Origin of the sequence: Streptomyces fungicidicus (genome assembly GCF_003665435.1) — a bacterium.
GTDB classification, from domain to species: Bacteria; Actinomycetota; Actinomycetes; order Streptomycetales; family Streptomycetaceae; genus Streptomyces; species Streptomyces fungicidicus.
The window spans coordinates 3924741-3951402 of sequence record NZ_CP023407.1 but is presented as its reverse complement, the minus strand read 5'-3'; the positions used below and the strand labels follow the sequence as shown (position 1 = coordinate 3951402).

23 protein-coding genes are annotated in these 26662 nt (G+C 71.3%); 12 read left to right on the top strand and 11 right to left on the bottom strand.

Annotated features, from left to right (window positions below):
- Positions 1–101 precede the first annotated feature (101 nt).
- Positions 102–2216, top strand: coding sequence for a SpoIIE family protein phosphatase (locus tag CNQ36_RS18005; protein WP_121546753.1), 2115 nt, complete (start codon positions 102–104; stop codon positions 2214–2216).
- Between the two features lie 75 nt (positions 2217–2291).
- Here CNQ36_RS18005 and CNQ36_RS18000 read toward each other — a convergent pair whose 3' ends face one another.
- Complete coding sequence (locus CNQ36_RS18000) at positions 2292–3281, bottom strand: pirin family protein (protein WP_004928933.1); 990 nt, start codon at positions 3279–3281, stop codon at positions 2292–2294.
- Positions 3282–3419: 138 nt separating this feature from the next.
- A complete protein-coding gene (locus CNQ36_RS17995; RefSeq protein WP_004928936.1) occupies positions 3420–3884 on the bottom strand; it encodes an SseB family protein in 465 nt (154 codons plus the stop codon).
- Between the two features lie 162 nt (positions 3885–4046).
- On the opposite strand from CNQ36_RS17995, the gene CNQ36_RS17990 reads away from it, so the two are divergent.
- From CNQ36_RS17990 to CNQ36_RS17975, 4 genes are all read left to right on the top strand, one after another.
- A complete protein-coding gene (locus tag CNQ36_RS17990; protein WP_004928937.1) occupies positions 4047–5873 on the top strand; it encodes an acyl-CoA dehydrogenase in 1827 nt (608 codons plus the stop codon).
- A 128-nt stretch (positions 5874–6001) separates the two neighbouring features.
- On the top strand, positions 6002–7300 hold the full coding sequence (locus CNQ36_RS17985) for a M18 family aminopeptidase (RefSeq protein WP_121546752.1): 1299 nt from the start codon (positions 6002–6004) through the stop codon (positions 7298–7300).
- A gap of 88 nt (positions 7301–7388) precedes the next feature.
- Positions 7389–7646: a DUF6458 family protein gene (locus CNQ36_RS17980; protein ID WP_004928941.1), complete on the top strand. Its 258-nt coding sequence runs from the start codon at positions 7389–7391 to the stop codon at positions 7644–7646.
- A gap of 128 nt (positions 7647–7774) precedes the next feature.
- Positions 7775–8272 (top strand): LURP-one-related/scramblase family protein, encoded by a 498-nt coding sequence (locus CNQ36_RS17975; RefSeq protein ID WP_121546751.1) that lies wholly within the window; start codon positions 7775–7777, stop codon positions 8270–8272.
- Between the two features lie 13 nt (positions 8273–8285).
- Here CNQ36_RS17975 and CNQ36_RS17970 read toward each other — a convergent pair whose 3' ends face one another.
- Positions 8286–9104 (bottom strand): carbon-nitrogen family hydrolase, encoded by an 819-nt coding sequence (locus CNQ36_RS17970; RefSeq protein ID WP_121546750.1) that lies wholly within the window; start codon positions 9102–9104, stop codon positions 8286–8288.
- Between the two features lie 182 nt (positions 9105–9286).
- Here CNQ36_RS17970 and CNQ36_RS17965 point away from each other — a divergent pair, with 182 nt between their 5' ends.
- Positions 9287–10111: a maleylpyruvate isomerase family mycothiol-dependent enzyme gene (locus CNQ36_RS17965; protein ID WP_004928949.1), complete on the top strand. Its 825-nt coding sequence runs from the start codon at positions 9287–9289 to the stop codon at positions 10109–10111.
- Positions 10112–10249: 138 nt separating this feature from the next.
- Here CNQ36_RS17965 and CNQ36_RS17960 read toward each other — a convergent pair whose 3' ends face one another.
- The gene (locus CNQ36_RS17960) at positions 10250–11557 is read right to left on the bottom strand and encodes an MFS transporter (RefSeq protein ID WP_121546749.1); all 1308 of its coding nucleotides are present in this window, start codon (positions 11555–11557) and stop codon (positions 10250–10252) included.
- On the bottom strand, positions 11554–12207 hold the full coding sequence (locus tag CNQ36_RS17955; RefSeq protein ID WP_121546748.1) for a GntR family transcriptional regulator: 654 nt from the start codon (positions 12205–12207) through the stop codon (positions 11554–11556). Before CNQ36_RS17955 ends, CNQ36_RS17960 begins: the two co-directional genes overlap by 4 nt.
- Positions 12208–12403: 196 nt before the next feature.
- Here CNQ36_RS17955 and CNQ36_RS17950 point away from each other — a divergent pair, with 196 nt between their 5' ends.
- Together CNQ36_RS17950 and CNQ36_RS17945 are read left to right on the top strand one after the other, a co-directional pair.
- The gene (locus tag CNQ36_RS17950; protein WP_121546747.1) at positions 12404–13303 is read left to right on the top strand and encodes a D-alanyl-D-alanine carboxypeptidase family protein; all 900 of its coding nucleotides are present in this window, start codon (positions 12404–12406) and stop codon (positions 13301–13303) included.
- A 201-nt stretch (positions 13304–13504) separates the two neighbouring features.
- Entirely contained in the window at positions 13505–14524 is a 1020-nt protein-coding gene (locus CNQ36_RS17945; RefSeq protein WP_121546746.1) for a BRO-N domain-containing protein, read from the top strand.
- A gap of 83 nt (positions 14525–14607) precedes the next feature.
- Here the strand turns inward: CNQ36_RS17945 and CNQ36_RS17940 are convergent, their stop codons facing one another.
- From CNQ36_RS17940 to CNQ36_RS17925, 4 genes are all read right to left on the bottom strand, one after another.
- Positions 14608–16002 (bottom strand): dihydrolipoamide acetyltransferase family protein, encoded by a 1395-nt coding sequence (locus CNQ36_RS17940; RefSeq protein ID WP_121546745.1) that lies wholly within the window; start codon positions 16000–16002, stop codon positions 14608–14610.
- An 11-nt stretch (positions 16003–16013) separates the two neighbouring features.
- Positions 16014–16991 (bottom strand): alpha-ketoacid dehydrogenase subunit beta, encoded by a 978-nt coding sequence (locus CNQ36_RS17935; protein ID WP_004928966.1) that lies wholly within the window; start codon positions 16989–16991, stop codon positions 16014–16016.
- Between the two features lies 1 nt (position 16992).
- Positions 16993–18198, bottom strand: a complete 1206-nt coding sequence (gene pdhA, locus CNQ36_RS17930) for a pyruvate dehydrogenase (acetyl-transferring) E1 component subunit alpha (protein ID WP_004928969.1) — start codon at positions 18196–18198, stop codon at positions 16993–16995.
- A 385-nt stretch (positions 18199–18583) separates the two neighbouring features.
- Positions 18584–20191 carry a protein kinase domain-containing protein gene (locus CNQ36_RS17925; RefSeq protein WP_121546744.1) on the bottom strand — a complete coding sequence of 536 codons (1608 nt, stop codon included), beginning with the start codon at positions 20189–20191 and terminating at the stop codon, positions 18584–18586.
- Positions 20192–20537: 346 nt separating this feature from the next.
- Between CNQ36_RS17925 and CNQ36_RS17920 the strand changes: the two genes are divergently transcribed.
- Positions 20538–22184, top strand: a complete 1647-nt coding sequence (locus tag CNQ36_RS17920; protein ID WP_121546743.1) for a protein kinase domain-containing protein — start codon at positions 20538–20540, stop codon at positions 22182–22184.
- Between the two features lie 82 nt (positions 22185–22266).
- On the opposite strand, the gene CNQ36_RS17915 is transcribed toward CNQ36_RS17920, so the two are convergent.
- Positions 22267–22806 (bottom strand): bacterial proteasome activator family protein, encoded by a 540-nt coding sequence (locus CNQ36_RS17915; protein WP_004928984.1) that lies wholly within the window; start codon positions 22804–22806, stop codon positions 22267–22269.
- Between the two features lie 210 nt (positions 22807–23016).
- On the opposite strand from CNQ36_RS17915, the gene CNQ36_RS17910 reads away from it, so the two are divergent.
- Positions 23017–23610 carry a hypothetical protein gene (locus CNQ36_RS17910; protein WP_163013150.1) on the top strand — a complete coding sequence of 198 codons (594 nt, stop codon included), beginning with the start codon at positions 23017–23019 and terminating at the stop codon, positions 23608–23610.
- Between the two features lie 2 nt (positions 23611–23612).
- Here CNQ36_RS17910 and CNQ36_RS17905 read toward each other — a convergent pair whose 3' ends face one another.
- Positions 23613–24596: an NAD(P)H-quinone oxidoreductase gene (locus tag CNQ36_RS17905; RefSeq protein ID WP_004928989.1), complete on the bottom strand. Its 984-nt coding sequence runs from the start codon at positions 24594–24596 to the stop codon at positions 23613–23615.
- Between the two features lie 135 nt (positions 24597–24731).
- On the opposite strand from CNQ36_RS17905, the gene CNQ36_RS17900 reads away from it, so the two are divergent.
- Both CNQ36_RS17900 and CNQ36_RS17895 read left to right on the top strand, forming a co-directional pair.
- Positions 24732–25751, top strand: a complete 1020-nt coding sequence (locus CNQ36_RS17900) for a daunorubicin resistance protein DrrA family ABC transporter ATP-binding protein (protein WP_004928992.1) — start codon at positions 24732–24734, stop codon at positions 25749–25751.
- A complete protein-coding gene (locus tag CNQ36_RS17895; protein ID WP_004928995.1) occupies positions 25748–26596 on the top strand; it encodes an ABC transporter permease in 849 nt (282 codons plus the stop codon). The genes CNQ36_RS17900 and CNQ36_RS17895 overlap by 4 nt, the downstream gene beginning before the upstream one ends.
- The last annotated feature ends 66 nt before the right edge of the window (positions 26597–26662 follow it).

Below are 26662 nucleotides of genomic sequence, written 5' to 3'. Positions count from 1 at the left end.
CAAGCCTACCGGCCGGGCCAAGATCGCTTCTCCGCCATTACCCGGGGGCGCCCGCACGGCTTCGGTGGCATTTTTCGACACCATCTTCATAAAGTGGTGCAATGCGCACTGGTGAGCCGCTGCCCGCCGTGGAGGACGTCCTCGCCGCGCTCGGCACCGGACTCTGGCACTGGGACACCGCAACCGGGCTGGTCACGGTCGACGCAGTGGCGGCACGGCTGCTCGGACTGCCCGCCGCACAGGTCACCCTCACGGAGGCCCAGGTGCGCGCGCGTCTGCACCCCGTCGACTGGAACGAGATCACCGGAGTGGTCCGGCTCGCCGTGGCCGAGGGCACCCTCGCCGAGGTGCGGATCCGGATCATGGACGACCACAAGCACGTCGTCCGGGTGGTGCGCAGCCGCTCCAAGCCCTCCTTCGACAGCGTCCGCAGGGCGTACGTCCTGACCGGGACCCTCCAGGAGGTCACCGACCCCATGCCGGGAACGCCCGCCGGGCGCAGGGCGGTCACCGGCGACTGGCGGCGCTCCCGGGAGGCGTTCCTGCTGGACGCGGGCCGGGCGCTGGCGGAGGCGCGGTCGACGCAGGAGGTGCTGCGGGTCGCGGCCAACCTGTCGATGCCGGGCTTCTCCCCGGACGGACTGGCCGTGTTCGGTGTGGAGGGCGCCCACCTCACGATCATCGGCCACCACGGACACGAGCCCGGTGCGGACAACCCGTTCTACATGCCGCTGGACACGGACTACCCGGCCGCCGAGGTGGTGCGCACGGGACGGGCCGTCTATCTCTCCTCCCCGGAGCAGTACAAGGCCCGCTACCCGCTCACCTGGCCGCTCGCCCAGCGCTTCGGCCGGCAGTCCTGGGCCTTCCTCCCGCTGACCGCCTCCGGCCGCACGATGGGCGCCTGGCTGGCCGCCTTCGCCTATCCGGTCGCGTTCACGCCCGACGAGCGTTCCGTGCTGACCACGGTCGCCCGGATGCTGGCGCAGGCGCTGTCCCGCGCGGGCACGGCGGAGAGCGAGCGGGCGCTGAGCGAGGGGCTGCAGCGCACCATGCTGCCGAAGCTCGGCGCCGGCATCCCCGGCATGAGCATCGCCGCCCGCTACGTCCCCACCGGCGGCGGGCTCCAGGTGGGCGGCGACTGGTACGACGTCATCCCGCTGCCGAACGGCAGGTTCGCGATGGTCATCGGGGACGTCCAGGGCCATGACGTACGGGCGGCCGGGCTGATGGGCCAGCTGCGGATAGCCCTGCGGGCCTACTCCTCCGAGGGGCACCGCCCCGACGCCGTGCTCTCCCGCGCCTCCCGCTTCCTGCACGGGATCAACGAGGCGGACCCTGCGGAGCTGCGCTTCGCGACCTGCCTGTACGTCGAGGTCGACCCGGTGAGCGGAGTGCTGGAGGTGGCCCGCGCCGGGCACCCCGACCCGGTGATCCGGATGGCCGACGGGACGGTGCTGGCCCGGCCGACGGCGGGCGGGCTGCCGCTGGGCATCGACCCGGACGCCGACTACCCCACCACCCGGTTCGTCCTGGAGTCCGGCGAGACCGTGCTGATCTGCACCGACGGGCTGATCGAGACCGGCGGCCACGACCTGGAGAGCGGCTGGCAGCGGCTGCGCGCCCTGCTGGAGGGGCACAAGGGCACTCAGGAGGAGCTGGCCGACGCCCTGGTCCAGGCGGTGCACGGCCCCTCCTCGCACCACACCACCGGCCCGCTCGCCGACCGCCGCGAGGACGACATCGCCATGATGCTGCTGTCCCGGGAGGGCGAAGGCTGCGGCTGCGGCGCCGAGTCGGCGCCGCCCCCGGCGCGCCGCACCATGCTGACGGTGGCCCAGGCCGAGCCCGAACGGGTCTCGGTGGCCCGGCAGCAACTGCGCGAGCTGCTGCACGACTGGTCCTCGCCCGACCAGGTGGACTCGGCGGTGCTGCTGCTGTCGGAGGTGCTCACCAACGTCCTCGTGCACACCGACACCGACGCCCTGCTGCTCGCCGAGGTCACCGGCGGCGACGACGGCCGCCGGATACGCATCGAGGTCACCGACGCCGGTGACGACCTGCCGCATGTGCGCAGGCCCGGCGAGCTCGCCTCCTCGGGACGCGGCCTGGTCCTGATCGAACTCCTCGCCCACACCTGGGGCGTCGCCCCGCGCGGCCGCGGCAAGAGCATCTGGTTCGAGCTGTACGAGACCGAGGAGACCGGCGCCGGCTGAGCGGCGCCCGCCGGCCGCGTACGGACATCGTCGGGTCCGTGCGCGGCCGGGGTCACTGCCCGGTGCGGGCGGTGATCAGGCGTCGTCGCCGGTGGACGGTCCGGCCTCGGACATCCCGTGCACGGCCGGGACCGTGCCGAGCCGGCCCTTCTGGAAGTCCTCGAAGGCCTGCATCAGCTCGTCCTTGGTGTTCATGACGAACGGGCCGTAGTGGGCCATCGGCTCACGGATGGGCCGACCGCCCAGCAGGACGACCTCCAGGTCCGGGGTGTGCGAGTCCTGCTTCTCGTCCGCGCGGACGGTCAGCGAGCCGCCGGCGCCGAAGACCGCCGTCTGCCCGAGGTGGACCGGACGCCGCTCGGCGCCCACGGAGCCCCGCCCGGCCATGACGTACGCGAGGCCGTTGAAGTCCTCCCGCCAGGGCAGGGTGACCTCGGCGCCCGGCGCGAGCGTCGCGTGGACCATGGTGATCGGCGTGTGGGTGATGCCGGGGCCCTCGTGGCCGTCCAGCTCACCGGCGATGACGCGCAGCAGCGCGCCGCCGTCGGGGGAGGTGAGCAGCTGGACGCTGCCGCTGCGGATGTCCTGGTAGCGCGGGGCCATCATCTTGTCCTTGGCGGGGAGGTTCACCCACAGCTGGAGGCCGTGGAAGAGACCGCCGGACATGACGAGCTGCTCCGGCGGGGCCTCGATGTGGAGCAGGCCGCTGCCGGCCGTCATCCACTGGGTGTCGCCGTTGGTGATGGTGCCGCCACCGCCGTTGGAGTCCTGGTGGTCGAAGATCCCGTCGATGATGTAGGTGACGGTCTCGAAGCCGCGGTGCGGGTGCCAGGGCGTCCCCTTGGGCTCTCCGGGCGCGTACTCCACCTCACCCATCTGGTCCATCATGATGAACGGGTCGAGATGGCGGTAGTTGATCCCGGCGAACGCCCGGCGCACCGGGAAGCCCTCGCCCTCGAAGCCGCTCGGTGCGGTGGTGACGGTGAGCACGGGGCGCGCCTGGGCATCGGCGGGCGCGGTCACACGGGGCAGCGTCAACGGGTTCTCGACGGTCACTGCAGGCATGTCGGTACCTCCTCGGGTACGACCACTTTAGTTGAGCGTTGAACTTCCTGCCACCCGGAACGCGAAAAGCCCGGAGGGCATTCCCTCCGGGCTTCGATCTAGGGAGCGGCACCGGCCGCCCCCCGCACGGCGACGGCCTCAGCCGTACATCCGGCGCATCGCGAACTCGACCATCTGCTCCACCGCCTTGGCGTCGAACACCATCCGGTGCTCGCCCTCCATGTCGAGGACGAAGCCGTACCCCGTGGGGAGCAGGTCGATCACCTCGGCGCCGGTGATCACGAAGTACTTGGACTCCTTGCCCGCGTACCGCCGCAGCTCCTTGAGCGAGGTGAACATCGGGATCACCGGCTGCTGGGTGTTGTGCAGGGCGAGGAATCCGGGGCCCTCGCCGCGCGGGCAGTAGACCTTGGAGGTGGCGAAGACCTGCTGGAAGTCCTCGGCCGCCATCTGCCCGGTGGTGAACGCGCGCACCGCGTCGGCGAGCGACGGCGCGGACGGCTCCGGATACAGCGGCGCCTGCTGCCCGTACCCGCCCGGCATCTGCTGCTGCGGCGGGACGTAACCCTGCTGTGCCCCGGTGCTCTGGTCGTAGCCGTACATGCCGCACAGACTACTGACCCGGCGGGAGGGCTGGGTCACAGATGTCCGGATCGGGGTTGCTTCTTATTACCGACGGGTAGCATCATCGGAGCTACTTGCCGGTACGTGAATCAGCTGCGAGGAGTCAGACCTCGCCGATACCTCTCTTACGGAGCCGTCGCCATGGGGCACTACAAGTCGAATCTCCGCGACATCGAGTTCAACCTCTTCGAGGTGCTCGGGCGCGACAAGCTGTACGGCACGGGTCCGTTCGAGGAGATGGACGTCGACACCGCGAAGAGCATCCTCGACGAGCTGACCCGGCTCGCGGAGAACGAGCTCGCGGAGTCCTTCACGGACGCCGACCGCAACCCGCCCGTCTTCGACCCGGAGACCAGCACCGCGCCGGTCCCGGCGTCCTTCAAGAAGAGCTACCAGGCCTTCATGGACTCCGAGTACTGGCGCCTGGGCCTGCCCGAGGGCATCGGCGGCACGACCGCTCCCCCGTCGCTGATCTGGGCGTACGCCGAGCTGATCCTGGGCGCCAACCCGGCCGTGTGGATGTACTCCTCCGGTCCGGCCTTCGCCGGGATCCTGCACGACGAGGGCAACGAGACCCAGAAGCAGATCGCCCGGATCGCCGTCGAGAAGCAGTGGGGCTCCACCATGGTCCTCACCGAGCCGGACGCCGGCTCGGACGTGGGCGCCGGCCGCACCAAGGCCGTGCAGCAGGAGGACGGCTCCTGGCACATCGAGGGCGTGAAGCGGTTCATCACCTCCGGTGAGCACGACATGTCGGAGAACATCCTCCACTACGTGCTCGCGCGTCCCGAGGGCGCCGGCCCCGGCACCAAGGGCCTGTCCCTCTTCCTCGTCCCGAAGCACCTCTTCGACTTCGAGACCGGCGAGCTGGGCGAGCGCAACGGCGTCTACGCCACCAACGTCGAGCACAAGATGGGCCTGAAGGCCTCCAACACCTGCGAGATGACGTTCGGCGACCGGCACCCGGCCAAGGGCTGGCTGATCGGCGACAAGCACGACGGCATCCGCCAGATGTTCCGCATCATCGAGTTCGCCCGCATGATGGTCGGCACAAAGGCGATCTCCACGCTGTCGACGGGCTACCTGAACGCGCTGGAGTACGCCAAGGAGCGCGTCCAGGGCCCCGACCTGGCGAACTTCATGGACAAGACCGCGCCCAAGGTCACCATCACCCACCACCCCGACGTGCGCCGCTCGCTGATGACGCAGAAGGCGTACGCGGAGGGCATGCGCGCCCTGGTGCTGCACACGGCGTCGGTGCAGGACGCGATCGCGCTGAAGGAGGCCGCGGGCGAGGACGCCAGGACCGAGCACGCCCTCAACGACCTGCTCCTCCCGATCGTCAAGGGCTACGGCTCCGAGAAGGGCTACGAGCAGCTCGCCCAGTCGCTGCAGACCTTCGGCGGCTCCGGCTTCCTGCAGGAGTACCCGATCGAGCAGTACATCCGGGACTCCAAGATCGACACCCTGTACGAGGGCACCACCGCGATCCAGGGCCAGGACTTCTTCTTCCGGAAGATCGTCCGCAACCAGGGCGCGGCGCTGAACTCGCTCGCCGAGGACATCAAGAAGTTCCTGGCGCTCGCCGAGGGCGGCGAGGACCTCGGCACGGCCCGCGACCACCTGGCCAAGGCCGCCGTGGAGCTGGAGGCCATCGTCGGCCTGATGCTCACCGACCTCGCGGCCACCGAGAAGGACGTCAAGAACATCTACAAGGTGGGGCTCAACACCACCCGCCTGCTGATGGCCTCCGGTGACGTGATCGTCGGCTACCTGCTCCTGCGGGGCGCGGCGATCGCCGCCGAGAAGCTCCCGACGGCCTCCGCCAAGGACAAGGCCTTCTACACCGGCAAGATCGCCGCGGCGAAGTTCTTCGCGGCGAACGTCCTCCCCGGCGTCACCCTGGCCCGCAAGATCGCCGAGGGCGTCGAGCTGGACCTGATGGAGCTGGACGAGGCGGCGTTCTAGGACCCTTCCGGTCCCTTCCGGGACCCCCCGGACCTCCTCGGACAGACCCCACGAGATCCAGCCGGACCCCCCACGAGGGCCCGCTCCCGCACCGGGAGGCGGGCCCTCCCGCTCGTTAAGGTGAACCCATGAGCGAACCCCCCCGCTTCGACCGCGGCCACACCGATGATCTGATGTCCTTCCTGGCGGCGAGCCCCACGCCGTACCACGCCGTGGCGAACGCCGCCGAGCGGCTGGAGAAGGCGGGCTTCAGGCAGGTCGCGGAGACGGACGCCTGGGACGGGACCACCGGCGGCAAGTACGTGCTGCGCGGCGGTGCGATCGTCGCCTGGTACGTCCCCGAGGGCGCCGCCGCGCACACCCCCTTCCGGATCGTCGGCGCCCACACCGACTCCCCCAACCTGCGCGTCAAGCCCCGCCCCGACAGCGGCGCGCACGGCTGGCGCCAGGTGGCCGTGGAGATCTACGGCGGTCCGCTGCTCAACTCCTGGCTCGACCGCGACCTCGGCCTGGCCGGCCGGCTGTCGCTGCGCGACGGCTCTACGACACTGGTCAACGTCGACCGCCCCCTGCTGCGAGTCCCCCAGCTCGCCATCCACCTGGACCGCTCGGTCAACGCCGACGGCCTCAAGCTCGACAAGCAGCGGCACACCCAGCCGGTCTGGGGCCTGGGCGACGACGTCCGCGACGGCGACCTCATCGCCTTCCTGGAGGAGACCGCCGGCCTCCCGTCCGGCGCGGTCACCGGCTGGGACCTGATGGTGCACTCCGTCGAGCCGCCCGCCTACCTGGGCCGCGACCGCGAGCTGGTGGCCGGCCCGCGCATGGACAACCTGCTCTCCGTGCACGCCGGCACGGCCGCGCTGGCCGCCGCGGCGGGCCGGGGCTCCGAGCTCTCCTGCATCCCCGTCCTCGCCGCCTTCGACCACGAGGAGAACGGCTCCCAGTCCGACACCGGCGCGGACGGGCCGCTGCTCGGCGGTGTCCTGGAGCGTTCGGTGTTCGCGCGCGGGGGATCGTACGAGGACCGGGCCCGCGCCTTCGCCGGGACCGTCTGCCTGTCCTCCGACACCGGTCACGCCGTGCACCCCAACTACGCGGAGCGGCACGACCCGACGCACCACCCCCGTGTCGACGGCGGCCCCCTGCTCAAGGTCAACGTCAACAACCGCTACGCCACGGACGGTTCCGGCCGGGCGGTGGTCGCGGCGGCCTGCGAGAAGGCCGGCGTCCCGTTCCAGTCCTTCGTCTCCAACAACGCGATGCCGTGCGGCACCACGATCGGTCCGATCACCGCGGCACGGCACGGCATCCGCACCGTCGACATCGGCGTGGCCATCCTGTCGATGCACAGCGCACGCGAACTGTGCGGCGCCAAGGACCCGTTCCTGCTGGCGAACGCGCTCGTCGCGTTCCTTGAGGGCTAGTCAACTGTCATGGACGCCGGGGCGCATGGGTGCCGCCCGACCGGGTACCCGGATGCGACCGGAGACACCGGACAGGGAGGCGACACTCATGGGCCTCGGCGGATGCATCATCCTCATCGCCGTGGGAGCAATCCTCACGTTCGCGACCGACTGGGACATGCAGGGTGTCAACCTTGACCTGGTCGGCATCATCTTCATGATCGTCGGTTTGATCGGCGTCGCGACCTTCAGCAGCATCGCCCGGCGTCGGCGGGTCGTGGTACCCCCCGCCACCCCGGTCGTGGACGACCCCGCCCGCCCGCACCACCACACGCGTGACGGGTACAGCGACGGATACGGCGTCTGACCGGTCCGAAGCGGCAGGACAGGGCGCGGGAGTGCGGGTCTCCCGCGCCCTCGCCGTGTCCGCGGGGACGTCAGCCCCCCGGGCTAGCGACGGCGTCCCGGCGAGCGGCACGGGGAAGGGGTGGCGGCATGAGATTTCTTGTGCGGGACCGGATCCTCGGGATCGGGGACGACTACTGGATCGAGGACGACCACGGGAACAAGGTCTACCTCGTCGACGGCAAGGCGATGCGGCTGCGGGACACCTTCGAGCTGAAGGACGCCCAGGGCCACGTCCTCATCGACATCCGGCAGAAGATGTTCGCCCTGCGGGACACGATGGTGATCGAGCGGGGCGGGGAGACCCTCGCGACCGTCCGGCGCAAACGGCTGTCGCTGCTGCGCAACCACTTCCGGGTGGAGCTCGCGGACGGCAGCACCGAGCTGGACGTCAGCGGCCGGATCGTGGACCGCGAGTTCGCCGTCGAGTACGACGGCGAACTGCTCGCCGTGGTCTCCCGGCGGTGGCTGCACGTCCGGGAGACCTACGGCGTGGACGTCGTACGGGAGGACGCGGACCCGGCGCTGCTGATCGCGGTGGCGGTGTGCGTGATCCACCTGGCGGAGAAGGAACGGGGGGACGACTGAGGCCCTGCGCGGCTCAGTGGCGGGGGCGGTCCAGTCCCAGGACGCGGTCCTTGAGGGCCGGGAAGCGCTCGCGGGTGCCCGCCACCGTGGCCGGGTCGAAGTCCACCGTCAGGACCTCTTCGCCGGGGCCCGCCTCCGCCAGCACCTCGCCCCAGGGATCCACCACGATCGAGTGACCCGCCTGCGGAACCCCGGCGTGCGTCCCGGCCGTTCCACAGGCGAGGACGAACGACTGGTTCTCCACCGCCCGTGCCCGCGCCAGCAGCGTCCAGTGGGACCGGCGGCGCTCCGGCCAGCCCGCCGGGACGACGAGGGTCTCGGCGCCGGCGTCGACGAGACCGCGGAAGAGTTCGGGGAAGCGGAGGTCGTAACAGGTCGCCACACCGAGCACGGTGTCCGGCAGACGGACCGTCACCAGCTCGTCGCCCGCGCCCATCAGCACGGCCTCGCCCTTGTCGAAGCCGAAGCGGTGGATCTTGCGGTAGGAGGCGGCCAGTTCACCGGAGGGGGAGAAGACCAGCGAGGTGTTGTAGAGGATCGCGTCCTCCGCGGCGGAGCCGCCGGCCGGCACGGCCCGTTCCGGGACGGAGCCCGCGTGCAGCCAGACGCCCGCGTCGCTCGCGGCCTTGGCCATCGCCTCGTACGTCGGGCCCTCGAGCGGTTCGGCCTCGGCGGCGAACTCCTCGTAGGCGAAGGCGCCCGTGGTCCACAGCTCGGGCAGCACCACCAGATCGGCTCCGGCCTGATCCCGTACCAGATCGGCGACCCGGCGCCGACGGGAGTGGACCGATTCGTCCTCGTTCACGGCGACTTGGAGCAAGGAAGCGCGCACACTACCACCGTCCTGGCATTCGGCCCGCGCACACGGGCCTACGATCGTCACACGAAAGCACTGCCGGGGTGCCTCACAGCAGCGTAACTTAGCGACCCGAGACACCCACCTGGTGCAGCCATCGCCCACTGGCACCGCCGCCACCACCTGCCCGTGTACCGACCGCCGAGGGGTCCCGTTCCGTGAGTCTGCCTCCCACCCTCCAGCCCTACGCCGACGCCTGGTCCCACTCCGTCGAGGCGATATCCGAGCTGGTGCAGCCGCTCCCGGAGGCCGACTGGAACCGGCGGACGCCCTGCCCGGGCTGGTCGGTCCGTGACGTGGTCTCGCACGTCATCGGGCTGGACTCGGAGATGTACGGCGACCCTCGCCCCATCCACACCCTGCCGCGCGACCTGTTCCACGTCACCAACGACCACCAGCGGTACATGGAGATGCAGGTCGACGTGCGCCGCCACCACACGGCGCCGGAGATGACCTCCGAGCTGGAACTCATGATCATCCGGCGCAACCGCCAGCTGCGGAACGAGACGCGCCAGCCGGCCGCCACGGTGCGCGGCCCGCTCGGCACGGAGCTCACGCTGGAGGAGTCGATGCGCCGGCACGCCTTCGCCGTGTGGGCGCACGAGCAGGACTTGCGCACGGCCCTCGGCCGCCCCGGCAACCTCGACTCCCCCGGCGCGCACATCGCCCGTGACGTGCTGCTCGCGGAGCTGCCGCGGGTGGTCGCCGAACTCGCGCAGGCGCCCCGCAGCTCGGCCGTGGTCATCGACGTCAACGGTCCCGTGGAGTTCCTGCGCACGATCCGCGTCGACATCCAGGGCCGCGGCACTCTGGAGACGGCCCCCGCCCTCGGCCCGGCCGCCACCCTCACCCTCGACTGGGAGACCTACGTCCGCCTGGCCTGCGGCCGGGTGACGCCGGAGGCGGTCGCGGACCGGGTGAAGACGGAGGGCGACCTGGACCTGGCGACGGCCATCCTCCGCCACTTCGCCGTCACCCCGTAACCGCGCCCCCGCGGTTCGCGGGCGGTCGTGCCGCGGGGCGACGGGGGGAGGGCGGGCGCCGGGGCGCCCCCTCCGAGGGGGCGCCCCGCAAGCGCCTGGCAGCGCGTCCCACCCCCGCCCGGCCCCCGCACGGGGTGCCTACACCGGCACGTGCACCGAGGTCACCCGGCTGGCCACCAGCCGCTCCCGCTCCCTGCGCGCCGCCCGCCTCCGCAGCCGAAGGATCTGGCTGACGCCCACCGCCTGGAGCACGAACACCGACGAGAAGGCGACGGCGTAGTCGTCGTCGGTCGCGTCCAGCAGCACCCCGATCGCGAACAGCGTCGTCATGGAGGCGACGAAGCCCCCCATGTTCGTGATGCCGGACGCCGTCCCCTGCCGCTCCGGCGGATTCGCCGGCCGCGCGAAGTCGAACCCGATCATCGACGCCGGCCCGCACGCCCCCAGCACCGCGCACAGCACGACCAGCAGCCACATCGGCGCCGACGGGGCCGGATAGGCCAGCGTCACCGCCCACAGCAGCGCCGTCGCGCCCACCGTCCCCAGCGCCAGCGGCAGCCGCGCGCCGTGGTGCCGGGCCACGATCTGGCCGTAGACCAGCCCGACGGCCATGTTGGAGAGCACCACCAGCGTCAGCAGCTCGCCGGCGACCGCCCGGGACAGCCCCTGCGCCTCCACCAGGAACGGCATCCCCCACAGCAGCAGGAACACCATCGCCGGGAACTGGGTGGTGAAGTGCACCCACAGCCCGAGCCGCGTCCCCGGCTCCCGCCAGGACAGGGCGATCTGACGGCGTACGTAGGTGGTGCCCTGGTGCGTGACCGGCTCCGGCTCGTGCCCCTCGGGGTGGTCCTTGAGGAACACCACCAGCAGCACGAACACCACGACACCCGCGAGCGCGCTGCCCGCGAACGCCGCCGTCCAGCCGATGCCGTGCAGCAGCCTGGCCAGCACCAGCGTGGAGACGAGGTTGCCCGCCATGCCGACCAGGCCCGCCATCTGCGCGACCAGCGGCCCGCGCCGGGCGGGGAACCAGCGGGTGCCCAGCCGCAGCACGCTGATGAACGTCATGGCGTCACCGCAGCCGAGCAGCGCCCGCGAGGCCAGCGCCATGCCGTACGACGGCGAGAACGCGAAGCCGAGCTGCCCGGCCGTGAACAGCACCACGCCGATGCCGAGCACCCTCTTGGTGCCGAGCCGGTCCACCAGCAGCCCGACCGGTATCTGCATGCCGGCGTAGACCAGCAGCTGGAGGATGGAGAAGGTGGACAGGGCGGAGGCGTTGACGTCGAAGCGGTCGGCCGCGTCGAGCCCGGCCACGCCGAGGGACGTACGGAAGATGACGGCGACGAAGTAGACCGCGACGCCGATCCCCCACACGGCGAGGGCGCGCCGTCCCCCGGGCGGATCACCGGGCAGGGTGCCGCCGCCGTTCGCGCCGCTCATCGGACCTCGCCCCGGGCCAGATGGGAGAACCAGCCGACGTGCCGGTGGACGACCGCGACGGCCGCCTCCGGGTCGCCGGAGCGCAGCGCCTCGAGGATCTCGCCGTGCTCGGCGAGGGTCTTGGCGATGCGGTCGGGGTGGGAGTGCATCACGGCGACGCCCATCCGCAGCTGGCGGTCGCGGAGCTGGTCGTAGAGGCGGGAGAGGATCTCGTTCCCGCCGCTGCGGACGATCTCGGCGTGGAAACAGCGGTCGGTGACGGAGGCGCCGGCGAAGTCACCCGCGGCGGCCTGCTCCTTCTGCCGGTCGAGCAGTTCCTCGAGTCGCTCGATGAGCCCCGGCGGGGCGGGCACGGCCTTCCTGGCGGCGTGCTCCTCGACGAGCAGCCGGGTCTCGACCACGTCGGCGATCTCCTGCGCGGAGACCGGCAGCACCAGCGCGCCCTTCTTGGGGTAGAGCTTGATCAGCCCCTCGGCCTCCAGGCGCAGCAGCGCCTCGCGCACAGGGGTCCGCGAGACCCCTACGGCCTCGGCGAGCTCGCCCTCGGTCAGCAGGGTCCCGCCCTCGTAGTGGCGCTCCAGTACGCCCTGCTTGACGTGGGTGTAGACGCGGTCGGCGGCAGGGGGTTGCCTCACGGCGGCCAGGCTCATGCGGACAGGATAGATACAACACGTACGCATGGAAGAATCCGTCCACGATGCGGACTCGGAGGATTTCGCGAACGGGCCCCGGTTCGCGCACAACCATCCGTGCGCGTCGCGAGTCAGACAGACGCGGCCCTCTTGTATGGCCGCGCCTCAACTCGACCGCACAGTATGGCCATTCCAGGTAATCGGGGTATTCGACTTGAAGATCGACATTCAGGGCAGCCGGCTTCGCAGAGCCGTCGGCGCCGCTGTGACCACCGGCGCCGTCATCGCCTCCGGAGCCCTCTACGCGGCTCCCGCGCAGGCCGCCACCGCACCGTCCGTCGTCGCCAAAGGCGGCTACGTGATGAACAACGCGACCGGCAAGTCGCTCTACACGAAGGCGGCGGACACCCGCCGTTCGACGGGCTCGACGACGAAGATCATGACCGCCAAGGTCGTGCTCGCGCAGAAGAACCTGAACCTGGACGCCAAGGTCACGATCCAGATGGCGTACAGCGACTACATCGTGAAGAACAACGCCTCGTCGGCACGTCTGATCGTCGGCGACAAGGTCACCGTGCGCCAGCTGCTGTACGGGCTGATGCTGCCGTCCGGATGCGACGCGGCGTACGCGCTGGCGGACAAGTTCGGCACGGGCTCGACGCGGGCGGCCCGCGTGAAGTCGTTCATCGGCAAGATGAACGCCGAGGCGACGAAGATGGGGCTGAAGAACACCCACTTCGACTCGTTCGACGGCATCGGCAAGGGCAGCAACTACTCGACGCCACGCGATCTGACGAAGATCGCGAGCAGCGCGATGAAGAGCTCCACCTTCCGCTCGATCGTGAAGACGAAGAAGTACACGGCGAAGACCGTCACCAAGACGGGCAGCACCCGCACGATGGCGCCGTGGACCAACACGAACACGCTGCTCAGCAGCTACAGCGGCACGATCGGCGTGAAGACCGGCTCGGGCCCGGAGGCCAAGTACTGCCTGGTCTTCGCCGCGACGCGGAACGGCAAGACGGTCATCGGCACAGTCCTCGCGTCCTCCTCCGCCACCCAGCGCGAGACGGACGCCAAGAAGCTCCTGGGCTACGGCTTCGGCAAGATCTGACCCGCACGGACGCACGCACGGGGGCCCGCCGACGCCGGCGCGGGCCCCCTTTCGCATACCCGGCTCCGGCCCTCCGCCATACACACTTTCCGTGACCGCAACGGCCGTTCCGATCAGCTTCGCTCGCAGTCGTGAACATCACCGAACCTGCTGGCATATGCGTTCCGCCCCGCTCTACGTTCCACGGCGGAGGTGGTTCATATGAACGAACCCAGCAAGCGGCGGAACTCCGCCGAGCGGTACGAGGCGATCGACGTCAGCGATTTCGTGTACGCGGCCACCGGCGCCCGGGTGCGGAGGCTGACGATGCCGGACGGGACGCACTGGTTCCCGGCGGTGGACGTCTGCAAGGAACTCGGCCACACCAACTCTCGCAAGGCGCTCGCAGACCATGTCCCGGAAGAGCAGCGAGAGATTCTCGAGACCGTAACTGGAGGTTACGGTCTCAGCGTTCCCGCAGGTAGAGAGTGGCGCCGAGACTTGCAGGTGATCTCTCTCCAAGGACTCGTCCTGCTGGTGAACGCCTGCACCAAGCCGGCCTGCGCGCCCTTCAAGCAGTGGGTCGCCGAAGTCATCGAGACCGTGCAGCGAGAGGGTTCGTACACTCTCGACGAGGCCGAGGTGCAGCCCCCCGGGCCCGGCGCCCCGGTCGCCTACGCCATGCCCGAGCAGGTCGCCGAGGCCATCGTCCGGCTGGAGGCGCACAACCTGCGGCTGGACGAGGAGCTGGCCGACGGGCAACGCACGTCGATCGCTTTGCAGAAGGAGACGCTCGCCACCCAGCGGGAAATGCTGGCCACTCAGCGGGAGACACTGGCCACGCAGCAGGCCACCCTCGCGGTGCAGCAGGCGACGCTCGCGGTGCACCAGGCCATGGTGCGGGCGCTGGAACGCATCGCGGACCGGTTCGACACCCTCGTCCTCGAACGCCGGGCGCCCGAGGTGCTCCTCGCCGAGCGGCCCACCACCGAGGCGGTACTGGCCGACTGGCGGCAGCGGCTGTCCGTGACCCAGGACGTGTGGGCGGTGGCCGTGGTGATCGCGCCGGTGCTCGTGGAGACGGGTGAACTGCGCCTGCCGCTGGAGTCGATCGCCTCCCGTACCGGGCTCTCCGCGCACCGCGTCAACGAATGCCTCCGGCTGCTGCGCAAGCACGCGTGCATCCGCTCGCGGGGCGGCGCCGAGGACGGGGCTCCGGTGTACGTGCTCCACCGGGGCTGATGGACCCGCACACAGCAGGAGGGGCGTCGCAATCCTAAGTTGCGGCGCCCCTCCTGTCTCATGAACCTAGCGGTTCCCGGGCCTCACGCCCAGCTGATCAACCGCTTCGGCTGTTCCAGGATCGCGGCCACGTCCGCCAGGACCCTGGAGCCCAGCTCTCCGTCGACCAGGCGGTGGTCGAAGGAGAGCGCCAGGGTGGTGACCTGACGGGGCTTGACCTTGCCCTTGTGGACCCACGGCTGGGGCTTGATCGCTCCGACCGCGAGGATCGCGGACTCGCCGGGGTTGATGATCGGCGTGCCCGTGTCGACGCCGAAGACGCCGACGTTGGTGATCGTGACCGTGCCCGCCTGCATGGCGGACGGGGACGTCTTGCCCTCCCTGGCCGTGGACACCAGTTCGCCGAGGGACTCGGCGAGCTGGGGCAGTGTCTTGGCGTGGGCGTCCTTGATGTTCGGGACGATCAGACCGCGCGGGGTCGCCGCCGCGATGCCGAGGTTGACGTAGTGCTTGACCACGATCTCCTGGGCCGCCTCGTCCCACGAGGCGTTGATGTCGGGGTGGCGCCTGATCGCGACCAGCAGGGCCTTGGCGATCAGCAGGAGGGGGTTCACCCGCAGGCCGGCGAACTCCTTGTCCTGCTTGAGCTCCTCGACCAGCCTGAGCGTGCGGGTCACGTCGACCGTCACGAACTCCGTGACGTGCGGCGCCGTGAACGCCGAGCCGACCATCGCCGCCGCCGTCGCCTTGCGGACGCCCTTGACCGGGATGCGGGTCTCGCGGGCGGTGTCGTACGACACCGGGGCGGCCGGGGCGGGGACGGCGGCGGGCGCGGTCCGCTGCTCCGGGGCGGCCTCCACCGCGGTCACCGCCGCGTGGACGTCCTCGCGGGTGATGACGCCGTCCGGCCCGGTCGGGGTGACCGACGCCAGGTCGACGCCCAGGTCCTTCGCCAGCTTGCGCACCGGCGGCTTCGCCAGCGGGCGCTCCTTGGGTGCGGCCGGGGCCCCGTGGCCGTTCAGCTCGGCCTGGACGGCCACCGCCGCCTGCCGGGCAGCGGTGTCCGGGGCCTGCTTGCGGGGGCGGCGGCGCGTCGAGGACGTCGACACGCCGTAGCCGACCAGGACCGGCTGACGGGCAGCCGGCTTCTCGTCGGGTTCCGCGGCGGGGGCGGCCGCCGGGGCGGGCGCCTCCTGGGCGGCCTCCGGTGCGGCGCCGCCCGCGACCTCCACCGCGATGATGGACGTGCCCACGTCCACCGTGGTGCCCTCGGGGAAGTGCAGCTCGCGCACCACGCCGTCGTAGGGGATGGGCAGTTCGACGGCAGCCTTCGCCGTCTCGACCTCGCAGACCACCTGGCCGTCGGTGACCGTGTCACCCGGCTGGACGTACCACTTGAGGATCTCGGCCTCGGTGAGGCCCTCGCCCACGTCCGGCATCTTGAACTCGCGTACGGACGCGTTCGTCATCGTCGTCACGACCCTCTCCCTCAGTACGCCAGCGAGCGGTCGACGGCGTCGAGCACCCGGTCCAGGTCCGGGAGGTAGGACTCCTCCAGGCGGGCCGGCGGGTACGGGGCGTGGTAGCCGCCCACCCGCAGCACCGGGGCCTCCAGGTGGTAGAAGCAGCGCTCCGTGATCCGCGCCGCGATCTCCGCGCCGGAACCGAAGAACACCGGCGCCTCGTGGACCACGACCAGCCGGCGCGTCTTCTCCACCGACGCCTGGACGGAGTCGAAGTCGATCGGGGAGACCGACCGCAGGTCCAGCACCTCCAGGGAGCGGCCCTCCTCGGCGGCCGCGTCCGCGACCTCCCGGCAGAGCTTCACCATCGGGCCGTACGCCGCGAGCGTCAGGTCCGTGCCCTCGCGCACCACCCGCGCGGTGTGCAGCGGGCCCGGGATGGCCTCGGTGTCGACCTCGCCCTTGTCCCAGTAGCGCCGCTTGGGCTCGAAGAAGATCACCGGGTCGTCGCTCTGGATGGCCTGCTGCATCATCCAGTACGCGTCCGCCGCGTTCGACGGGGAGACCACCTTCAGGCCCGCCACGTGCGCGAACAGGGACTCCGGGGACTCCGAGTGGTGCTCCACCGCGCCGATGCCGCCGCCGTAGGGGATGCGCACGACGACGGGCATCTTGACCTTGCCCAGCGCGCGGGCGTGCATCTTCGCGAGCTGCGTGACGATCTGGTCGTACGCCGGGAAGACGAAGCCGTCGAACTGGATCTCCACCACCGGGCGGTAGCCGCGCAGGGCCAGGCCGATCGCCGTGCCGACGATGCCCGACTCGGCGAGCGGGGTGTCGATGACGCGGCTCTCGCCGAAGTCCTTCTGCAGGCCGTCCGTCACCCGGAACACGCCGCCGAGCTTGCCGACGTCCTCACCCATGACGAGGACCTTGGGGTCCGTGTCCATCGCACGCCGCAGCGACTCGGTGATCGCCTTGGCCAGAGCCATCTTCTCCGCCATGTCACTTACCCCCGTCTTCGTCCGCGAACGACGCCTGGTAGGCGGCGAACTGCGCACGCTCCTCGTCCACGAGCGCGTGCCCGTCCGCGTACACGTTCTCGAAGATGGCGAAGTGGTCCGGGTCCGGCATGGCACGGACCGCCTCGCGCACTCGTTTGCCCAACGTCTCGCTCTCGGTCTCCAGTTCCGCGAAGAATCCCTCGTCCGCGTGGTTGGCGGCCTCGAGATAGCGGCGCAGGCGCAGGATCGGGTCCTTGGCCTCCCAGGCCAGCCGCTCCTCGTCGCCGCGGTAGCGGGTCGGGTCGTCGGAGGTGGTGTGCGCGCCCATGCGGTACGTGAACGCCTCGACCAGCGTCGGGCCCTCACCGGCGCGGGCCCGCTCCAGGGCCCACTTGGTGACGGCCAGGTTCGCCAGCACGTCGTTGCCGTCCACGCGCACGCCCGGGAAGCCGAACCCCTGCGCGCGCTGGTACAGCGGCACCCGGGACTGCTTCTCGGTCGGCTCGGAGATCGCCCACTGGTTGTTCTGGCAGAAGAACACCACGGGGGCGTTGTAGACCGCGGAGAAGGTGAAGGCCTCGGCCACGTCGCCCTGGCTGGAGGCGCCGTCGCCGAAGTAGGCGATGACCGCGCTGTCCGCGCCGTCCTTGGTGATGCCCATCGCGTAGCCCGTGGCGTGCAGGGTCTGCGAGCCGATGACGATCGTGTAGAGGTGGAAGTTGTTGCCGTTGGGGTCCCAGCCGCCGTTGTTCACGCCGCGGAACATGCCGAGCAGATTGGTCGGGTCCACCCCACGGCACCAGGCGACGCCGTGCTCGCGGTAGGTGGGGAAGACGTAGTCGTCGTCGCGCAGCGCCCGGCCGGAGCCGATCTGCGCCGCCTCCTGCCCGAGCAGCGAGGCCCACAGGCCCAGCTCGCCCTGCCGCTGCAGGGCGGTGGCCTCGGCGTCGAAGCGGCGGGTGAGCACCATGTCGCGGTACAGACCGCGCAACTCCTCGGCGGTGATGCCGTCGACGTACTTGTCGAACTCGGCGTTCTTGACGCGCTTGCCCTCGGGCGTCAGCAGCTGGACGAGGGCGGGCTCGGCGCTCTTCCCGGCGCCGGATGCCTTCTTCGTGGTGCTGGTGGTGCGCTTGGTGCCGGTGGTGCCGGCCTTGCTTCCGGCGCTGCGTCGCGGTGTGCGCGCGGCAGTGCTCTCCACGGTCACGTGTGCTCCTCCGTCGGTCCGGCCCCCGGGGTTGCCGGTAGGCCAGTGCGGCTCACCTGTTCTCGACCACCGGGCACGGGGTGGGTGCCACTCGGCCGGGAACAGGCGTGACAGGTGCCCCGGCGAGCGCCCTGCAAGAGGCACGGTACCCAGTGCTCCACATTTCTGTGAAACCCCACTTGACCTGCGATTTTGCTTGGATATCCAAGTAAATCGGGGAAGGCCCGGAAGGCGCGCTGGTCACAGCCTTGCAGGAGGCCGGAGCAACGGCACGTTATCCCGGCCACCCCGGACACGGGAAGAGCCGAGTTTCGTGACCTGGATGGCCTACCGCGTCCGGTGCGACGGGAAGTGAGCCGCGACGGGGGGGGAGGGAGCCGGGGGACTAGCCCGCGCCGCCGGGCACGCCGCCCACGTCCGTGCCGCCCGCGTCCGTGCCGCCGGCGTCGGTGCCGCCCGCGTCCGTGCCGCCCGCGTCCGTGCCGCCGGCGTCGGTGCTGCCGGTGTCCGTGCCGCCCGTCTGGGTCGGCGCGGTCGGCGCGGTGGGCTGGGTGGTCGTCGGCGGGGCGCTCGGCTCCTCGGTCTCCGTCTCCGTCGGCGTCTGGGACGGCGTGTACGTCTGGTCCCAGTTGCCGCCGGAGCCGTTGCCCGGGTCGGTGTTGTTGTCCGTCCCCGGGTCGGTCGTCTCCTCGTCGCTCGGGCTCTCGCTGGACTTCTCGTCCTCGGTGGTCTGCGAGGTGGTCGGCGACGTGTCGGGCTTGCCCCCGCCGCCGTCCCCGCCGGCGCTGTTCAGCGCCAGCGCGACACCCGCGACCACGGCGATCACCGCGAGCACCGCGAGGACCCAGAGCTTGCCGCGCCCGCTGCCCCTGTTGCCGTGGCCCTCGAAGCCGCCGTCGTCACCGCCGCCGTACCCGACGGGCAGGATCGGCTGCGGGATCGCGGTGGTGCCGGAGACGTCCGGGTGCGGCATCGCGGTCGTGCCCGCGAAACCGGCCGCGGGGGTACGCGGGCCCTCGTGCATGTCCACCGGGCCGGTGTTCCAGGTGCCGGTGTGACCGCCCTGGTCGTAGAGCATCTGCAGCGCGTACTGGACCAGCCCGCGCATCTCCTCGGCCGTCTGGAAACGGTCGTCGGGCTCCTTGGCGAGGGAGCGCATGACCATGCCGTCCAGCTCCGGCGGGCAGGCGTCCGAGGCCTCCGACGGGGGCGTGGGGATGTCCTGGACGTGCTGGTAGACCACCGACAGCGGCGTCTCGCCGGTGAAGGGGGGACGCAGCGCCAGCAGCTCGTACATCAGGCAGCCGGTGGCGTACAGGTCGGAACGGTGGTCGACGGCCTTGCCGAGCGCCTGCTCCGGGGAGAGGTACTGGGGCGTGCCCATGACCATGCCGGTCTGCGTCATGGTCGACTGCGCGCCGTGCAGCGCGCGGGCGATGCCGAAGTCCATCACCTTCACGGCGCCGTTGTTCGTGATGATCACGTTGGCCGGCTTGATGTCGCGGTGCACGATGCCGTGCTGGTGCGAGTAGGCGAGCGCCTCCAGGACACCGGAGACGATGATGAGCGCCTGCTCGGGGCCCGGGGCCTCGGCGTTCATCAGCAGGTCGCGGATGGTGCGGCCCTCGACGATCTCCATCACGATGTACGGCACCGACTGGCCGCCGACGACGTCCTCGCCGGAGTCGTACACGGCGACGATGGCATGGTGGTTGAGACCGGCCACCGACTGCGCCTCGCGCGTGAAGCGCGCCTTGGAGACGGGGTCCTCGGCGAGGTCGGCGCGGAGCAGCTTGACGGCCACCGTGCGGCCGAGGCGTACGTCCTCGGCGGCGAACACCTCGGCCATGCCGCCCCGGCCGAGCCTGTGGGTCAACCGGTACCGGCCGTCGCCGACAAGCCCGCCGTTGCCGAAGTTGTCCGGCGCGTCCGAGATGCCGCCGCCAGTCGCCTCGGGGTCGGACGGGCCCTGAGCGCGCTGCTGCTGTGCCATCAGTCCTCGCCGTCGTTTCTGCCCGCGGTGCGCGCGGTGTTGTTACGGTCTCCGTCGGCCACGCTACAGCCTTGGCGCGTGCCGCCGGCCCGGGACGGGCCCCCAGGACCGGCACGAGACGGACCGGCCATGAAACCCGTACTCCGTACTGTCGTGCAAATTCCGTGTAGCGGTAGGACGACCGCTGTAACGCTTCCGCGACGCTTCCTTCGCGTACGGTCACGGAACGGGCACCGCGCTTGACGTGTCGGTGGCCTGGGGCAGACTTGGCCGGGAATAGCACATGGGATCTACAACGGATCGGCCACCGACGGCGGCGCCGGAGAGGCTACGGGGGACGCGGAACATGAGCCAGGACGGCGCACAGGGCCACAACGCGGGGCGGGCGCTCGCCGGCGGACGTTACCAACTGCGGGACCTGCTCGGCCAGGGCGGTATGGCCTCGGTGCACCTCGCCTACGACAGCGTGCTCGACCGTCAGGTCGCCATCAAGACGTTGCACACGGAACTCGGCCGGGAGCAGGCCTTCCGTGAGCGCTTCCGCCGCGAGGCCCAGTCCGTGGCGAAGCTCACGCACACCAACATCGTCTCGGTCTTCGACACCGGCGAGGACGATGTCGACGGGATGACGACGCCGTACATCGTCATGGAGTACGTGGAGGGCCGCCCGCTCGGCTCCGTGCTCGACGAGGACGTGCGGCAGCAGGGCGCGATGCCCGCCGACAAGGCGCTGAAGATCACCGCGGACGTGCTGGCGGCCCTGGAGATCAGCCACGAGATGGGGCTGGTCCACCGCGACATCAAGCCGGGCAACGTGATGATGACCAAGCGCGGCGTGGTCAAGGTGATGGACTTCGGCATCGCCCGCGCCATGCAGTCCGGGGTGACGTCGATGACGCAGACCGGCATGGTCGTCGGCACCCCGCAGTACCTCTCGCCGGAACAGGCGCTCGGCCGGGGCGTGGACGCCCGCTCCGACCTGTACTCGGTCGGCATCATGCTGTTCCAGCTGGTCACCGGGCGGCTGCCGTTCGAGGCGGACTCGCCGCTGGCCATCGCGTACGCGCATGTGCAGGAGGAGCCGCCCACGGCGTCCTCGATCAACCGCGCGCTGCCGCCCGCGGTGGACGCGCTGATCGCCCGTGCGCTGAAGAAGAATCCGAACGAGCGCTTCCCCAGCGCGGAGGCGATGCGCGGTGAGTGCCTGCGGGTGGCGCAGTCCTTCCACGCGGCCCCGCCGAGCATCGTCCCGGGCTCGCAGGCGCAGAGCGGCGCGGGCGTCGGTTCCGCGGTGTTCCCGCCGGTCGGCCAGGCCGCCCCGGCGCCCACGGGCAACGTCCAGACGCCGTACCAGCCGGCCCCCGCGCCCCATCCGTACGGCACGCCCGCGCCGCCGTCCCCGGCGTACGGCTATCCGCAGCAGGGCGGCTATCAGACGCCCACCCCTTCGGCGTACTCGCAGCAGGCGGGGCCGTCGACTCCGCCGCCGTACAACATCACGCCCCAGGGCGCCGGCTCCGGCGGCTCGGGCGGCGGCCGGAACAAGCCGGTGATCATCGGTTCGGTCGTCGTCTCCCTCGTCGCCGTCGGCGGTCTGGTCGCGGCGCTGATGATGAACGGCGGCGGCGAGGACGACCCGCAGGCCGGCGGGGGCAGCAGCGCCTCGGCGTCGGCCTCGACGGGCAAGGCGGAGGGCTACCGCGGGCCGGACACGTCGAAGAAGATCGACGAGGACGAGTGCACCGAGCCGCAGGAGTCGTACAACGACCCCGAAAAGATCCGGCTGCCGAACTTCCGGTTCAAGTACATCGGTTCGGTCAAGGAGTGCATGCAGGCCGCCGGCTGGGGCGACTTCAAGATCGTCAAGGTGGACGAGAACACCTACGGCGAGGGCTCCATCCGGGAGCAGTTCCCGCCGGCGGGCACGGACGTCGACCCCGAGGACATGCCGGAGATCACCTTCAAGGTCTCGACGGGCAACCCCCCGTCCTGATCCCCGGCGGTACCGCACGGCGAAGGGGCCCGGCATCGGATGCCGGGCCCCTTCGGTGTGTGCGGGCGGGGTCGGGCCGGGCCTACAGGTAGGGACCGCCCGAGCGGCCGCCCAGGTGGGGCTCGTCCGGACCGTCGCCGACGCCCGGCGGAAGGGCGCGGCGCATCTGCTCCAGCTGGGCGCGGGCGGCCATCTGCTGGGCGAAGAGCGTGGTCTGGATGCCGTGGAAGAGGCCCTCCAGCCAGCCGACCAGCTGGGCCTGGGCGATCCGCAGCTCCGCGTCGCTCGGGGTGGCCTCGTCCGTGAACGGCAGGGAGAGCCGCTCCAGCTCCTCGACCAGCTCCGGCGCCAGGCCGTCCTCCAGTTCCTTCACCGAACTGGAGTGGATGTCCTTGAGCCGGGCCCGGCTGGCCTCGTCCAGGGGAGCCGCGCGCACCTCCTCCAGCAGCTGCTTGATCATGCTGCCGATCCGCATCACCTTCGCCGGCTGCTCCACCTGCTCCGTCACGGGGATCTCGCGGGAGTCCTCGTCCCCGGTCCCGCCACCGAGCGCCATGCCGTCCTGGCCGACGACCAGGATCTGGGGGTTCTCCGGCGACCGTTCGTTCCTCGGCATCTCCATACGGCCATTGTCGCGCACGCGGGTGTCCGGCCGCGGTGGTGCCCCCGGGAAGCGGCCGGCCCCCGGGGTCGGCCCGACGGGTGTACCCGACATGCCGGGTGTGCGGCGGAATGCGAGGCTGTTGGCGTCCATCCGGCCCATCTTGCCGACGGTGCGACCGCGCACCGGCCGGCGCGGGAGGTCACGGTCGTGACTCCAAGGCTGCGTGCAGTGGCGGCGACGGTTGTGCTGGCGGCGGGGACGGCAGTGCTGCCGTACGGCCCCGTGGCGCCGCCCCTCGGTGCGAAGGCGGCGTACGGGGCGCCCGGTGCCGGGCCCTCGTCCCGGTCCCCCTCCCCCTCCTCTTCACCCTCCGCGTCGACGTCGCCCACCGGGGAGCCGTCGCACACCGGGAACCGGCCCGACGAGGACCGGGACCGGCCAGGGCGGCACGAGGGGAGGCCGCCGGGGGCGGAGGAGCGTGAGCGGGACGACGGAAGCGCCGAACCGCACCGGCCGGGGCGCGCCGAACCCGGCGGGACGACCGGGCGGCCGGACACCGGCGCCCGGCACGACAGGCCCCGCCCGGGCGACGACGACGGGCCCCGGGCGCCCGGCAAGGAAGACACCGCGCCGTCGCGGACCCCGGCGTCACAGGCGGCGGTCCCGGAGCCCTCCGCGACATCGCCGTCCGCGGCCCCGAACACGGCGGCGAGCACCGAGCCCGTACTGCGCATACTGCCGCTCGGCAGCGGCCTGGTGCTCATCGGTCTGGGCTTCGGGCTCGCCTTCGTCGCCCTGCGCATGCGCCAGGCCGCCGGCTGAGGTCAGTTCGGGGTGACCAGCAGGACCTTGCCGATGTGGCCGCTCTCCTCCACGACCCGGTGGGCGGCGGCCGCGTCGGACATCGGGATCTCGCGGTCGATCACGGGGCGGACGTGACCGCCGCCGACGAGCGGCCAGACGTGTTCCCGTACGGCCGCCACGATCGCCGCCTTCTCCTCCGGCGGGCGGGCCCGCAGCGAGGTCGCGCTGATCGCGGCGCGCTTGGCCAGCAGGGCGCCGATGTTCAGCTCGCCCTTGACGCCGCCCTGCATGCCGATGATCGCGAGCCGGCCGTTGACGGCGAGCGCCTGGACGTTGCGGTCCAGGTACTTGGCGCCCATGTTGTCCAGGACGACGTCCGCTCCGTGGCCGTCGGTGGCCTGCTTCAGCTCGGCGACGAAGTCCTGCTCGCGGTAGTTGACCAGGATGTCGGCGCCGAGTTCCGCGCACCGCTCCAGCTTCTCCCGGGTGCCCGCGGTGACGGCGACCCGCGCGCCGACGGCCTTGGCGAGCTGGATCGCCATCGTGCCGATGCCGCTGGAGCCGCCGTGCACCAGGAGGGTCTCACCGGGACGGAGGTGGGCGACCATGAACACGTTCGACCAGACCGTGCAGACGACCTCGGGGAGCGCCGCGGCCTGGTCGACGGTGAGCCCCTGGGGGACGGGCAGCAGCTGACCGGCCGGGACGGCCACCTTCTCGGCGTAGCCGCCGCCGGAGAGCAGCGCGCAGACCTCGTCGCCGACGGCCCATCCGCTCACCCCGTCGCCGAGCGCGGCGATCCGCCCGGAGCACTCGAGGCCGGGGTACGGGGAGGCGCCGGGCGGGGGGTCGTAGAAGCCCTGCCGCTGGAGGATGTCGGCCCGGTTGACGGCGCCGGCCACCACCTCGACCAGGACCTCGCCGGGCCCGGCCACGGGATCGGGGACCTCGTCCCACACCAGCGCCTCGGGACCACCGGGTTCGGGAATCGTGATCGCATACATGAGGGGGACGGTACTCCTGGGGCGGGAAGGCGGGCCGGAGCGGCTTCCCGGGAAATCCGGGTGCGGGACCGATGAGTTCGCGCGACGGTGAAGGTCTGTCCATGCGTAGCCCAAGCATGCGGAAGGACCCGAAGCATGAGCACGCAGACATCCGGCCTGGCGATCGAGACCGCCGGCCTGGTCAAGACCTTCGGCGGGACGCGGGCCGTCGACGGAGTGGATCTCGCCGTGCCGGCCGGCACGGTGTACGGAGTCCTGGGGCCCAACGGCGCCGGCAAGACCACCACCGTGAAGATGCTCGCCACCCTCCTGAGGCCCGACGGCGGCGAAGCCCATGTCTTCGGGCACGACATCGTGCGCGAGGCCGACGAGGTACGCGGCCGGGTGAGCCTCACCGGCCAGTACGCGTCCGTGGACGAGGACCTCACCGGCGCCGAGAACCTGGTCCTGCTGGCCCGGCTGCTCGGCCACCGCAAGCCCGCCGCGCGCACCCGCGCAGGTCAGTTGCTGGAGGCCTTCGGCCTCACGGACGCCGCCGGGAAGCAGGTCAAGCACTACTCCGGCGGCATGCGGCGCCGCATCGACATCGCCGCGTCCATCCTCAACACCCCCGACCTGCTGTTCCTCGACGAGCCCACCACCGGCCTCGACCCGCGCAGCCGCAACCAGGTGTGGGACATCGTGCGCGCGGTCGTCGCCCAGGGCACGACGGTGCTGCTGACCACGCAGTACCTGGACGAGGCCGACCAGCTGGCGTCCAGGATCGCCGTCATCGACCACGGCAGGGTGATCGCCGAGGGCACCAAGGGCGAACTGAAGGCGTCCGTCGGCGCCGGATCCGTGCATCTGCGGCTGCGGGACCCCGGACAGCGGCCGCTCGCCGCCGACCTGCTGCGCCGCGCCCTGGACGCTCGGGTGCAGACCGAGCCCGACCCGGTGACGCTGACCGCCCGGCTCTCGGCGGCCGGCCAGGACACGGCCGCCGAGCAGGCCTCCCGCGCCCTGGGCGAACTGGCCCGGGCCGGCGTCACCGTCGACAACTTCTCACTCGGCCAGCCCAGCCTGGACGAGGTCTTCCTCGCCCTCACCGGACACGACACCCGTGCGTCCGGTTCCGACGACGCCCACGACCCGAAGGACGAGGTGGCGGCATGAGCACCACGACGACCACGGAGAACGCCGAACTCGCCCCGGTGCGCACCGACTCCCTCGCCGCGCTGCTGGTCACCCGGGAACGCCCGCCGCGGCCCGGCGCGTGGTCGGCCTCGCTGACCTTCGGCTGGCGGGCGATCCTGAAGATCAAGCACGTGCCGGAGCAGCTCTTCGACGTCACGGCGTTCCCGATCATGCTGGTACTGATGTACACCTACCTGTTCGGCGGGGCGCTGGCCGGATCGCCCGAGGAGTACATCCAGTTCCTGCTGCCCGGCATCCTGGTGATGTCGGTGGTGATGATCACGATGTACACCGGCGTCTCGGTCAACACGGACATCGAGAAGGGCGTCTTCGACCGGTTCCGCAGCCTGCCGATCTGGCGTCCGGCGACGATGGTCGGCTATCTCCTCGGCGACGCCCTGCGCTACACGGTCGCGTCCGTCGTGATGCTCACCGTCGGCATGATCCTCGGCTACCGGGCCCACGGCGGGGTCGCCGGGGTGCTCGCCGGGATCGCGCTGCTGGTGCTGTTCTCGTTCGCGTTCTCGTGGATCTGGACGATGTTCGGGCTGCTGCTGCGCACCGAGAAGTCCGTGATGGGCGTCAGCATGATGGTGATCTTCCCGCTCACCTTCCTGTCCAACGTCTTCGTCGACCCGAGGACCATGCCGGGCTGGCTCCAGGCGTTCGTCAACAACAGCCCCGTCACCCATCTCGCGTCCGCGGTGCGCGGGGTGATGGCGGGCGACTGGCCGGCCGGCGAGATCGCCTGGACGCTGGGCTGGGCCGGTCTGTTCGTGGCGGTCTTCGGACCGGTCACCATGCGGCTGTACAACCGGAAGTAGCCGGGCCCGGCCACCGCGCCGGAACACCGCGCCGGGCCACCGCGCCGGACCACCGCGTCGTGCCGC